This is a genomic window from Immundisolibacter sp., from assembly GCF_014359565.1.
GTDB lineage: Bacteria > Pseudomonadota > Gammaproteobacteria > Immundisolibacterales > Immundisolibacteraceae > Immundisolibacter.
In genome coordinates this window covers 420,997-432,500 of the sequence record NZ_JACIZD010000002.1, presented here as the reverse complement: position 1 = coordinate 432,500, position 11,504 = coordinate 420,997, and the positions used below count along the sequence as shown (strand labels likewise).

The 11,504-nt window shown below is 64.4% G+C and carries 9 protein-coding genes, 1 tRNA gene and 3 pseudogenes (1 of these 13 running past the window's edge); 1 reads left to right on the top strand and 12 read right to left on the bottom strand.

What is annotated here, in order from left to right:
• The 3 pseudogenes from H5U26_RS05865 to H5U26_RS05855 all read right to left on the bottom strand — a co-directional run.
• Window positions 1-784: pseudogene (locus H5U26_RS05865) on the bottom strand (transposase); it reaches 254 nt to the left of the window's first position.
• Window positions 785-839: 55 nt separating this feature from the next.
• A pseudogene (gene tnpB, locus H5U26_RS05860) lies at window positions 840-1,186 on the bottom strand (IS66 family insertion sequence element accessory protein TnpB).
• A 235-nt stretch (window positions 1,187-1,421) separates the two neighbouring features.
• Window positions 1,422-1,586: pseudogene (locus H5U26_RS05855) on the bottom strand (transposase); the annotation flags it as partial.
• 115 nt (window positions 1,587-1,701) lie between these two features.
• On the opposite strand from H5U26_RS05855, the gene H5U26_RS05850 reads away from it, so the two are divergent.
• Complete coding sequence (locus H5U26_RS05850; protein WP_290617570.1) at window positions 1,702-1,980, top strand: hypothetical protein; 279 nt, start codon at window positions 1,702-1,704, stop codon at window positions 1,978-1,980.
• A gap of 59 nt (window positions 1,981-2,039) precedes the next feature.
• On the opposite strand, the gene H5U26_RS05845 is transcribed toward H5U26_RS05850, so the two are convergent.
• From H5U26_RS05845 to H5U26_RS05805, 9 genes are all read right to left on the bottom strand, one after another.
• The gene (locus H5U26_RS05845) at window positions 2,040-2,903 is read right to left on the bottom strand and encodes a hypothetical protein (protein WP_290617569.1); all 864 of its coding nucleotides are present in this window, start codon (window positions 2,901-2,903) and stop codon (window positions 2,040-2,042) included.
• Between the two features lie 2 nt (window positions 2,904-2,905).
• Window positions 2,906-5,659 (bottom strand): hypothetical protein, encoded by a 2,754-nt coding sequence (locus tag H5U26_RS05840; RefSeq protein WP_290617568.1) that lies wholly within the window; start codon window positions 5,657-5,659, stop codon window positions 2,906-2,908.
• Window positions 5,659-6,273, bottom strand: coding sequence for a hypothetical protein (locus H5U26_RS05835; protein ID WP_366055886.1), 615 nt, complete (start codon window positions 6,271-6,273; stop codon window positions 5,659-5,661). The genes H5U26_RS05840 and H5U26_RS05835 overlap by 1 nt, the downstream gene beginning before the upstream one ends.
• Window positions 6,270-7,529: a hypothetical protein gene (locus H5U26_RS05830; RefSeq protein ID WP_290617567.1), complete on the bottom strand. Its 1,260-nt coding sequence runs from the start codon at window positions 7,527-7,529 to the stop codon at window positions 6,270-6,272. The genes H5U26_RS05835 and H5U26_RS05830 overlap by 4 nt, the downstream gene beginning before the upstream one ends.
• Before the next feature lie 380 nt (window positions 7,530-7,909).
• Entirely contained in the window at window positions 7,910-9,001 is a 1,092-nt protein-coding gene (gene ychF / locus H5U26_RS05825) for a redox-regulated ATPase YchF (RefSeq protein ID WP_290617566.1), read from the bottom strand.
• 48 nt (window positions 9,002-9,049) lie between these two features.
• Window positions 9,050-9,640 carry an aminoacyl-tRNA hydrolase gene (gene pth / locus H5U26_RS05820; RefSeq protein WP_290617565.1) on the bottom strand — a complete coding sequence of 197 codons (591 nt, stop codon included), beginning with the start codon at window positions 9,638-9,640 and terminating at the stop codon, window positions 9,050-9,052.
• 24 nt (window positions 9,641-9,664) lie between these two features.
• Entirely contained in the window at window positions 9,665-10,282 is a 618-nt protein-coding gene (locus H5U26_RS05815; RefSeq protein ID WP_290617564.1) for a 50S ribosomal protein L25/general stress protein Ctc, read from the bottom strand.
• A gap of 136 nt (window positions 10,283-10,418) precedes the next feature.
• The gene (locus H5U26_RS05810; RefSeq protein WP_290617563.1) at window positions 10,419-11,372 is read right to left on the bottom strand and encodes a ribose-phosphate pyrophosphokinase; all 954 of its coding nucleotides are present in this window, start codon (window positions 11,370-11,372) and stop codon (window positions 10,419-10,421) included.
• Window positions 11,373-11,417: 45 nt separating this feature from the next.
• Window positions 11,418-11,492: transfer RNA gene (locus tag H5U26_RS05805), tRNA-Gln, on the bottom strand.
• Window positions 11,493-11,504 lie beyond the last annotated feature (12 nt).

The window sequence follows — 11,504 nt, the reverse complement described above, 5'->3', positions numbered from 1 at the left end:
AGTCCGGTGGCGGTCCTGCCCTTGCCCGGTGCCAGTCCCGGGACGGTGTATCGTCGCCGTGCAGCTTGGCGGTGTCGAGCACGTAACGGCGCAGCGCCGCGACCAGCGGGCGCAGCAGTGATGCGCCTCGCCGACCCACTCGGCCAGCGTCGAGCGCGGCAGCGCGATTCCTGCCCGCGCATAGATCGCGCTCTGCCGGTACAGCGGCAGGTGGTCGGCGTACTTTGCGACCAGCACATGCGCCAGCATGTCCCGGTCCGGCCAGGCCACGCGCGATCGGCCGGCTCGCAGCCGGTGCTTGCACGAGGGTGTCGCAGGCGGCACAGGCACACTTGGGCCGGACGATGCGGATCACCGTGAACGAGGCCGGGACATGCTCGAGGGTCTCGCTGACATCCTCACCCAACGCTTTAAGGCGGCCGCCGCAGGCCGGACAGGCATCTGTCTCTGGGTCGAGCGTCTGCGTCTCGCGCGGCAGGTGATCCGGCAGCGGCTTGCGCACCGGTCGCTGCGCTGCAGGTCTGGGTGGTTTGTCGGCTACGACGTCGGCATGGGTGCTCTGCATATCCTCGAGCATCAGCTCGAGCTGCGAGAGCTGCTGATCGAGTTGCTCCGAGCGACGGCCAAAGCGGGCGCGGCGCAGCACCGCGATCTGCAACCGCAGGTCCGCGATCCGATGCTCCAATGAGGTGATGGCTTGATGCTTGGCGTCGAGCTGTCCGACCAAGTCACCGATCAGTGCCTTGAGCGCCCGTGGATCATCGGGGAGTGCCGTATCGCGCATGGGCAAAGTTGTACCCATCCGAGCCATTTATACCAGTGCTTTTACGCGATAAAAATCAGGCCGCTGACTGCGGCTGCCAGGTGCGCTGCGGGATGCGCCAGTCAATGACTTCGGCAGCATCGAGAGCTGTGCAGGGGTCGGCGCCACGCGGCCATCCTGCGCACTCGGCCACACGAACCGACCACGCTCAAGGCGCTTGCTGAACAGGCACATCCCCTGGCCATCCCACCATAGGATCTTGATCAGGTCGCCGCGGCGGCCGCGGAACACGAACAGGTGTCCGGCGAACGGATCGGCTTCGAGCTTTGTCTGCAGCAAGGCGGCCAGCCCATCGAAGCCGCGCCGCAGATCGGTCACGCTGGCTGCGAGCCAGACCCGGGTGCCCGAGGGCAAGCCGATCATCGGCGCAGGCTCGACAAGACCCGCTGCAGCATCGTCGTATCGACCGCGCCTGGATCCGGACAGTGCCACCGGCAAGCATGATCTCGATCCGTCCCGACTCCGACGGTGCCGCGAGCGAGGTCGAAGCGACGGGCGCCGGCTCTTCGGTGGCGATCGTCACCGGCAGCAGTGAGATAGCTGGCGGTGCCGGCTCCCTCGGCGCCAGCGCCACAGGCTTGCCGAGCAGAAACTGACGGCGCCACTTGAACAATTGATTGGCATTGATGCCGTGCTCGCGGGCAATCCGCGCCAACGATGCGCCCGGAGCCAAGGTCCGCTCGACGATCGCGCGCTTGAATGTGGCATCGTACCGGCGGCGCTCCTGCCGCGCCGGAGAGGCTTCTGAAGTCTCGTTTGTCATAGGTGTCCGCCTGTCGATAAGCGGACACCTATACTGTGTCCGCGGCGAACATGCTTGCTGCTCAGGTCAGTCGTGCCAAGACGGCGCTGACCGGACGCTTACTCCGGTGTAGCTGTTGTGTGATGATCAACTGGGTCTCATCAAGACGCGCTTTCTCCTGGCGGTCGATGCGCTGATCCGCTTGGAGGTCGAGCCTGGTGTCGATCAGGCAGCCGATAGAGTGCCGACCAGCTCACTGGAGTCAGCGCGCAATACGCTGCTGGGACAGGCCGAACTAGGCGCCGCTGAAGTGGGTGGTGGGCAGCTGCTTGAAGGGCTGATGTTCCGCTTGAGCGAGGCCGTTGCGAGCAATGTCGCGTCACCGCAAGGCTGGCTGCGGCCAGAGGTAGCGTAGGCAAGAGCCTTGGGGCAGGGATGGCACCAAGTGAAATTGCCACCTTGCTTGAGAAAAGCCTACGGGGAGGGCAGCCAGACCGCTTCCTGTTCGAGCGCGAGGCCGGACTGCCGCATTTGCCTGGTCAAAGGGTCCAGGTAGTCAGGCAGTTGCGTGACCGCGCCGGTGAATTCCCGAAACGTATTCCGCCATAGCTGCTGGCTGCCATAGCGTGCCAGTTTGCTACTCCAACCCGGCATCAACCAGAATGCGCAGGCGTCGCCAAGCAGGGCATAAAGTCGAGCGAAGTTGGCCAAACCCACGCCATCATAGTCCGGGAAAAGCATGACACGGCTGGCGCGCGGGCGTCGGGCCAGCCAGGCAAGGAGCCGGCCGTCGAGCTGCCCACCGTAATAAAGCAGAGTAACTGACGTGTCGGCAGGCAGCCAGTCCGTGCGCTCAAACAGTGCCTGGTTTTCCACCAGCCAGAGAGGCTGCTCGCTAAACCAGGCGTCACTGGCTTCGATGCGCAGGCTTGCCGCCCCGAAGTCGCGCGTGAGCTGCCCCAGCGGCAACTCGACGCCGTGCTCTGCATTCCGCCAAAGCACCTTGTCGCCGACCGCCTTGAGCGTCGGGTAGTAGTCGCTGTGCTGATGATTGCGCGCCTTGCTGTCCCGCGCATGGGCAATGTGCTGTGCACGCAGCGGGAGATTCTCGGCTAAAAGGATAGCCGCCTGAGGGGAAAGTGCGGCCAGATGCATATCGAATAAGCGTGGATCGCTGACCCGATAGACATCCCCGCGCCCCTGACGCTGGCAGCTCACTGCCCCGGTTTGCCGTGCAAAACTATCCAGCGCAGTGCGCTGGGCGGCTGTGAACTGGCTGGCCGGCAGGGCATCCTTGCCATGCAACCTGAGCAATGCCGTTCGCAGGATGCGATCCATGATCAGGCTTCCACGGGCTCGATGATCTGCCAACTGAAGCGGCTGATCTGGCTGCTGCCATGGCGGTGGTGAATGGGGACGCAATAGCGCACGGTGGTCAGCGGCGCAGGGGAAGCAAAAATCAGCGAAAAGCCGAATTCCGCCGCCGTGTCGATCAGGCTGCGCTGGTTCCGTGCGTCCAATGCCAACGCTTCGTCCAGGTAGCAGACGCCCTGGATGGGACGGCGCTGGTCCTGCATCAGGTGCAGCATTGCCAGCCCCGTCACCAGCTTGGCCATGAGCACGGTGCCATTGGAGGCGGCGCTGTCGAGGTCGTCGAAGGCTTCCGGCTCGCGATCCGCCTTGCCGACCCAAAAGCGCAGGCGAAACAGGTCGGCCACACGCAGACCGTGGCGTGCGTTGCCCTCGTTGATCAGCAGGGTCTTGGCACGATCGAGCTGGTCATCGTCGAGCACGCTTTGCTGGTTGAACAACTCAAAGGTCTGGCCGCTGTCCACGGTTGCCGCCGTGTTGATCAGTAGCTCGATGGCTTCGAGCAGCGCGGTTTCGTCCTCGGGTTCGATCTTGAACACGGCCAGGTCGGAAAGCTGGCGACCGCTGATCTTGCGGTTGAACTCGCGCATCCGGCGCTTGAAGGACAGCAGCCCATCGCGTAATTCGCGTAAACAGAGTGCGACATTGACCACTGCCGAACGCGCTTTCTTTTCCAGCGCCTCGGCTTCCTGCGGCAGGTGATGGGCGAATTCAACGAGACGTTCGATCTCGCTTTCCGCATCGCCGACAAACTGATATTTGGTGAGCCCGCCGGTGTGGATTTCGCCCAGCAGATGGCGAATCTGCTCATCCAGCTCCAGCAATTGGCGGCAGTCGGCCAGATAGGTCTGCAAGCGCTCGGCCAGTTGTTCCAGTGCAAACTGAGGCTGTGCCAGCCAGGGGCGATGCGGCAGGTCGGCCAGCCAGGTAAAGGGGCCTTCGTGATCGAGTCGCTGGTTACGGCGTTGCTCGATCTGTCGGTGTTGCTGCTGCAAGGCTGCCAAGTCCTGCTGCCGCTGTTGGCGCTGCTGGTCCAGTGCCCGGTGCCGCTCGCCTGACTGGGCCAGGCTGGCGGTCAGTTCGGCGAGCTTTTGCGCGAGGGCTGCCAGTCGGCCCTGCCGCTCGGCATCGCTGTGCTGCAGGGTCTGCATATGCGTGTAGTCACGCAACTCATCATCCAGTTGCGCCAGTTCCTGCTCCAACGACTGGCGCTGTTGTTTGACCTTTTCCAGCGCCAAAGCAGTGCTCAGTTGCTCCTTGAGTTGAGCCTGTTGTTGCTGCAACTCCTGCTGCAATTCGCCCAGCTCCTCCAAGGTTCGCTGCTGATGTTGCAGCGGCAGGGCTTCCAGATGCAGCTGGAGGCCGGGCAGCTCGAGACGCCCCGCATCCGCATCGGCCAGGGCCGCAGCCAGGGCATGGCTATCGAGCCGGAAATCCTCTGCACCCAGGGTCAGAACTGGCTTGGCCAACACTTTGTTCAGCGCGGTCAGTTGCGCTGCCGGCAGGAGGTTGGCCAATTGCTGGTACAGATTCTGTCCTTGGGTGCGCATCTCTTGAGCGATCTGCGCCAGCTCTTGCTCGATTCGGGCCAGTTCACGCTCGATGGCCGCTGGCGCACGGCTCTGTGCCTGGCCGATACGGACGACCAGCGCATCCCGTTCTTCCTGCAGTTCGCGGCGGCGCGCTTCCAGCACGGAGCGCTCGGCAATCAGGGAAAAACGCTGCTGCAGCTCGCGCAACTGTTCGCTTTGCTGGCGGAGTTGCGCTTGTTCCTGCTCGCATTGGTTTTGCTCGCGGGCCGATTGAATGTCCTGCTCGCGCAAGCGCTGCAGCTCGACATCACATTGCGCCAATTCGTTCTGAAGGGATTGCTGGCTGGCTTCGTAATGCTGCTGCCACTGGCCCAACGCCACGTCGATCATGGGGCGCCAACAAAGCAGCTTGCCGCGCAATACCAGGCGGGCGTCCTGCTTTTGCTCCAGTTCGCCGAGACTGGCTTGCAGGCGAACGGCGGCCAGATACTGGCTGCGCTCGGCGTTGAGGTCGGCGAAGGCCTTGTCCCATTCGGCCTTGAAATCGATGCTGGCGTCGGGCAGGTCGCGACGGAAGATCTGCAGCAGATAGTCCTTCACTTCGCTGGAACGCAGTTTGTCCAGCCGCAGCGTGCGGGTGAGCACGCGCTGAAACACGCTGGCGTCATTGGCGTGCTCCAGGCGGAACACGCAGAAATCCTGCTGGCTGCTCAGCTTGCGGCTACGGCCGCCATACACCATGTCTGAGAATTCGCTACTGCTGTAGCTGAACACCCGGCGTCCATGGCTGGCCAGGTGGGGGGCCAACTGAGGCTGCGCCACCAGCGTGCCATCCGGCAGGCAAAATTCCTCGACCCTGAGCTGGCCTGCGTAGGCGAAATACTCGTAGTCGAAGCTCACCCCCTTGCCCACGCAGCCCAACACCACGGTGCCGGATTCCGGCAGCGACACCTCCAGCAACACATAGGCGCTGTTGTTCGGAAAATAGAAGCGCCGGCTCTTGTCCACATCGTGCGCGCCAAAATCCATGCGGCGGCGGTCGATGATCAGCAGAAACTGCAGGGCATTGATCAGGCTGGTCTTGCCGGTGTTGTTGGGCGCCACCAGAGAGACCGCGCCATCGAGCGGCAGCTCGGCGCGCGAGTAGCCGGCACTGCCCAGCAAGACCAGGCGTTGGAAGCCGTACTGCATCAGCCATTCTCCTCGTCATCCGGCGCATCCAAGGCCATATCGTCCTCGGCAGGCGCGTCCACTTCTTCGCCCTCGCCCTTGGCGGCCATGGCCAAGTCCTCGAAATGGTCGAGATAGCGGCACACGGCGGGCAACAGTCGCCAGCCCACCGGCTCGCGCACGGCAAAGCCCAGTGAGCAGGCGCGGTCCAGGAGATCCACCAGTGCGTCAGGATTGAGGCCCTCGGCATCGAGCAGGTCTTGCTGCTGCTTGTAGACATCGATCAGCCAGGTGCTGTCGATCAGCCAATCGGTAAAGCGTTGCAAGGCTTTGCCGGCATTGGCCTGGGCATCGAAGATCACCATGAACAGCAGGGCCAACTGACGGCTGATCTTGCCAATGTTGCTGCTGGCGTCCCCGCTGTGGAACCAGGCAAAGCCCCGGGCGTCGAGGCGCAGATCGAAATCCAGGGCGGCAAACAGGGCGACATAGTCCGCCTCCCGTTGCTCCAGTTCGGCCCAGAGCGCCGGCTCGGCGACGCGGTTGAGGTGCTTGCCGGAAAGAAACAGCCGGAACAGCTCGGCCAAGGCCGGCATCTGCGCGAGCGTGACTGCCAAAGGAGAAGGTGTCGTCATTCCGGGACACTCACGCGGTGCGGGTGATGCAGGACGCGGATGGTCTGTAGCGTTGTTGTTTCAACCTGATCCGCCGCTTCGATGTGCCAGATGGGTTCGTGCTGCAGGTCATGGAAAAGACGCAGCAAGGTCGCATCCTGCAGGTGAGCGTAATGGCTGTGCAGCCAATCGAGCAGGCTCTCTACCGGCAGGCTGCGTGCCAGGTGCTCGCGAATGCCCGCTTCATCAACGTGCTCCAGCAACTGCAAGGCGTCGCCGGGTTCGTCCAGCGGGAAAGCCACCGCCTGCGGCTGGTATTGGCGCGCGGCGGCCATGACGGCCCGCACTTCATCCCCCAGCTGCAGCTTGAAGCGACGCTCATTGCGCCACAGCGGCAGCATCGTTTTTTCCGTGGGGCGCGACAGGGCACGGCGCAGGCCGCGTTTGCGCACCTGCCCCAGCAGCAGGCTGATCGCGCTGGTCAGCGCGTTGTGCAGGCGCAGTTCTTCGCGCAAGGGCAGCAGCGTGTCGGCGCACTGTTGCGCGACCAGTCGGCCAAAGCGCCGCAACTCCTTGGCCTGGTGCGCCACCTGGCGCAACTGCAGGCGATGGGAGTAGAGCGCGCCTTGCACCGACAGTTGCTCCAGGCCCAAGTCGAGCGCGCGCTCGGCATCCTCCAGATACCGATAGAAGCTGCTCTGCGGGCCGGTGTCCATCATCTGGTTCATCGGCTCCACATACTCATCGTAGGCTTCCAGTACGCGGTGGTAGCGCTGGGTGATCGGCATGCTGCCGTCCGCGCTTTTGGCGTTTTCTGCCAGCTCGAACAGGGCATGCCGGTCCTGGTCGAGCTGCAGGCTGATCTGGCGGAACAGCTCCGCCAGCCTGTTGGCGGCCCCGCGCATGCGATCCATGTCCGCGCCCGCCATCCCGTCGTTGAGTGTCTCGGTGGCCTCACGGATGGCGGTGATGCGCGCCTGCAGCACGGCGGCCAGGCCCAGTTCGTGCTCGCGGGTGAGACCACGCACGAACTCCAGCACATACGCGTTGAGCTGCAGATCGCTGCTGCGCGGCAAGGTTTGCAGGATGTCCGCGTTGACCAGCGCGCGCAGTGCCGCGCCCTGCGCCTCGGCACCCAGCTCGGGAGACACCCTGGCAATGGTGCTGAGCACCTGCTCACCGGTGAGGACGGCAAACTCGCGCGACAGCCGAACCAGGGCTTCTACGATGTCCCAGTGGGAGTAAAGCGCGTAAACCAGCGAGCGGGGATTGGGCATGGTCGGTCAGATTCTCGGCTACCCGATCGGTCGTCGCATGGTCGCGACGAGCGGCCACTTTCCGCTCAAGCAGCCGCACCAAGGAAGGCATTGAGTGCCGCCGCGATGCGTGTGCGGCGCTCCTGCAAGAACGCCTTGTAGTTATCCACGGTCAGCAGGGTTTCCTCCACCGGGATGCATTGCGCCGCGAACGGTTCTACGCCATGTTGCGCCACCAAGGGCAGGAGAAAGCCAGGTTGGCAATGTCGTCGCTACCCCCGAATTTTTCAGGCCTTGATGAAGAACAGGAACGCTCAGCAGACCGAATTTTTTCAAGCCATAAAAAACGACCACTCAGTCCATCAAGCGCTACCGAACGTTCCGGGGATCCGAAAAAAGCGTCAGACGTTGAAGCGAAAATGGATCACGTCCCCGTCCTGGACCACGTAATCCTTGCCTTCCAGGCGCCATTTGCCGGCTTCCTTGGCGCCGGCTTCGCCCTTGTAGGCGATGAAATCGTCATAGGCGATGACCTCGGCGCGGATGAAGCCGCGCTCGAAGTCGGTGTGGATGACGGCCGCCGCCTGCGGGGCGGTAGCGCCCTGCCGGACGGTCCAGGCGCGCACTTCCTTCACGCCGGCGGTGAAGTAGGTTTGCAGGCCGAGCAGCCGGTAGCCGGCGCGGATGACGCGGTCCAGACCCGGTTCCTCCAGGCCAAGATCGGCCAGAAAATCGTCGCGCGCGGCGGGGTCCAGCTGCGCCAGTTCGGCTTCGATGGCGGCACTGACGGCCACCACTTCCGCGCCCTCTGCCGCTGCGTGGCGCTGCACGGCGTCCAGCAGCGGATTGTCGGTGAAGCCGTCTTCGGCCACGTTGGCGATATAGACCACCGGCTTTGCGGTGAGCAGGTGCAACTCGTCCAGCGGCGCGGATTCGTCCGCGGATAGACGCAGGCTGCGTACCGGTTTTGCCGCATCCAGGCAGGCGCGTGCCCGTTCCAGCAGCGCCTGTTCGGCCAGCGCGGCCTTGTCGCCGGTCTTGGTGCGCTTGCCGACCCGCTGCAGGGCGCGCTCGACGGTTTCAAGGTCGGCCAGGGCCAGCTCTGTGTCGATGACCTCGATGTCGCGCAGCGGATCGACGCCGCCGGCCACGTGCACCACGTCATCGTTCTCGAAACAGCGCACCACGTGGGCGATGGCCTCGGTTTCGCGGATGTTGGCCAGGAACTGGTTGCCCAGGCCCTCGCCCTTGGACGCGCCGGCCACAAGACCCGCGATGTCGACGAAGGTCATGCTGGTCGGCACGATTTTTTGCGGCTTGACGATGGCGGCCAGCCGATCCAGGCGCGGGTCCGGCATGGCGACGATGCCCACGTGCGGGTCGATGGTGCAGAACGGGTAGTTCTCGGCCGCGATACCGGCCTGCGTAAGGGCGTTGAAGAGGGTCGATTTGCCGACGTTGGGCAGACCGACGATGCCACAGCGAAAACCCATGGGGCGATTCCTGCAAACTGAAGTGAACGTGGCCTGAGCGACGCCGCGCTAGCGGGCGTCCGCGCGCGGCGGACGGGTATTGAGCAATTGCATGACCGGCGCGGTTTCGCCGGCCAGCAGGCGCGGCAGCAGGGCGAGCGCGCTGTCGATGGCGCCCTCGATCAGCCGTGCCTGGTCGGCCGGCGGCGCGCCAAGCACGTAGGGCGTGACCAGCGGTGCGGCACCGGGGTGGCCGATCCCGATGCGCAGGCGCAGAAAGGCCGGCGAGTTCAGTGCGCCGATGGTGCTGCGCAGGCCGTTGTGCCCGCCATGGCCGCCGCCGGCCTTGAGGCGGATGTCGCCGGGCGGCAGGTCCAGTTCGTCATGCGCCACCAGGATATGTTCCGGCGCAATCCGGTAGTAGGCGGCCAGCGCCTGCACCGCGCGGCCGCTGTCGTTCATGAAGGTGAGGGGTTTCAGCAGCCGCACGTCGCCGTGCGGCCGGTGCCAGGTGGCCACTTCGCCGTGAAAGCGGCTTTCGGACTTGAAGGACAGCCGCTCGCCAGTCGCCAGTCGCTCCACAAAAGCAAAGCCCGCGTTGTGCCGGGTGTCGGCATAACGCGGGCCCGGATTGCCAAGGCCGACGATCAGTTCGATCATGCCGCAGCCCCGGTCGGGGCCTGATCAGCCGGCGGTTTCTTCGCCGGCTTCCGGCTCGGCCTTGCGCGGGGCATGCATGGCCACTACCGGCAGGTCGTGGTCATGGCCCAGGGCCAGCGCCGGGATGCTGACGCCAGGCGGCAGGACCAGGTCGGACAAGTGCAGGGACTGGTCGATATCCATGTTGCTGATGTCGACAGCGATGAACTCCGGCAGGTCCTTGGTCAGGCATTCGATTTCGATTTCCGGCAGCAGGTGCGAGACCACCCCGCCGTGCTGCTTGACGCCGATCGAGGTGTCTTCGCCGATGAAGTGCACCGGTACGGTGATGCGCAGCTTGCGGTCGGCGCTCACGCGCAGAAAATCCAGGTGCATCACCAGGCGCTTGTAGGGGTGCATCTGCACGTCGCGCAGCACCACCTGCTCGCTGCGCCCGCCCACGTCGACGTTCAGCACGTGGGAATGGAAGGCTTCCCGTTCCAGGTGATGGATGATGTCGTTGTGGTCGAGCGTGATGTCGGTGTTCGGCTGGCCGGCGCCATAGATGACGGCCGGCACTCGGCCGGCGTGGCGCAGGCGACGCGCGAAGGCGGTGCCAAGGTCACTGCGCGGCTCGGCGGTGATCTGAAACTGGTTATCCATGGCCGAAACTCCGGAAAACGGTAAAACGCGAGCGTCGCGGGTGGCCCCGTCGCCGGTCGGGCCGGCCACGCTGCGTGGAAAAAACGGAACGCGAAATGGTACTACAGGTTCGCCATCTGGCCTTTCGCCAGCGACCTTATCCCATCAGAAGGGTACTGACCGAATCCTCGTCACTGATACGGCGCATGGTCTCGGCCAGCAGTTCGGAAATGCTCAGCTGACGGATGCGCGGGCAAGCCGCGGCGGCGGCCCGCAGCGGCAGGGTGTCGGTCACCACCAGCTCGTCCAGACTGCTGTTCATGATGTTCTCGACCGCCTTGCCGGACAGTACCGGGTGCGTGACGTACGCGACCACGCGCACCGCGCCGTTCTGTTTCAGGGCGTCGGCGGCCTTGCACAGCGTGCCGGCGGTGTCGACCAGGTCGTCGATCATGATGCAGGTGCGCCCGGTCACATCGCCGATGATGTTCATCACTTGCGACTGGTTGGCGCGCGGTCGGCGCTTGTCGATGATGGCCAGGTCCGCGTCGTCCAGATGTTTTGCCAGGGCCCGCGCGCGCACCACGCCGCCGACGTCCGGTGACACGACCATCAGGTCATCGTAGCGATGGCGCCAGATATCGCCCAGCAGCACCGGCGACGCGTACACGTTGTCGATGGCGATGTCGTAGAAGCCCTGGATCTGGTCGGCGTGCAGGTCGACCGTCAGCACGCGGTCGGTACCGGCGGCAGCGATCATCTTGGCCACTACCTTGGCCGAAATCGGCACCCGCGCGCCCAGCATGCGCCGGTCCTGGCGCGAGTAGCCCATGTACGGCATGACGGCCGTGATGCGCGACGCCGACGCCCGGCGCATGGCGTCCACCATGATCAGCAGCTCCATCAGGTTCTGATCGGTGGGCGCGCCGGTGGACTGGACGATGAACACGTCCTTACCGCGCACGTTGTCGATCACTTCGATCTGCGCCTCGCCGTCGCTGAAGCGATCCACCACGACCTTGCCCAGCGGCTGGTCGAGATACTGCGCAATGGACGCCGCCAGCTTCGGGCAGGCCGAGCCCGAAAACACCATCATGCCGCCGTAGGCCATGGGCTCCTCGCCTGGGTCTGGAATGCGCACGCGGCGCGAGAAAAATGGCTGGGGTGCCAGGATTCGAACCTGGGTATGCGGGAATCAAAATCCCGTGCCTTACCGCTTGGCGACACCCCAGCAGAAACTGGT

What these genes read in the sequence shown, in the direction of transcription:
- H5U26_RS05845 (WP_290617569.1), bottom strand. Translation starts at nt 2,903, where the DNA reads ATGGATCGCATCCTGCGAACGGCATTGCTCAGGTTGCATGGCAAGGAT.
- pth (WP_290617565.1), bottom strand. Translation starts at nt 9,640, where the DNA reads ATGATCGAACTGATCGTCGGCCTTGGCAATCCGGGCCCGCGTTATGCC.
- ychF (WP_290617566.1), bottom strand. Translation starts at nt 9,001, where the DNA reads ATGGGTTTTCGCTGTGGCATCGTCGGTCTGCCCAACGTCGGCAAATCG.
- H5U26_RS05810 (WP_290617563.1), bottom strand. Translation starts at nt 11,372, where the DNA reads ATGGCCTACGGCGGCATGATGGTGTTTTCGGGCTCGGCCTGCCCGAAG.
- H5U26_RS05830 (WP_290617567.1), bottom strand. Translation starts at nt 7,529, where the DNA reads ATGCCCAATCCCCGCTCGCTGGTTTACGCGCTTTACTCCCACTGGGAC.
- H5U26_RS05835 (WP_366055886.1), bottom strand. Translation starts at nt 6,273, where the DNA reads ATGACGACACCTTCTCCTTTGGCAGTCACGCTCGCGCAGATGCCGGCC.
- H5U26_RS05815 (WP_290617564.1), bottom strand. Translation starts at nt 10,282, where the DNA reads ATGGATAACCAGTTTCAGATCACCGCCGAGCCGCGCAGTGACCTTGGC.
- H5U26_RS05840 (WP_290617568.1), bottom strand. Translation starts at nt 5,659, where the DNA reads ATGCAGTACGGCTTCCAACGCCTGGTCTTGCTGGGCAGTGCCGGCTAC.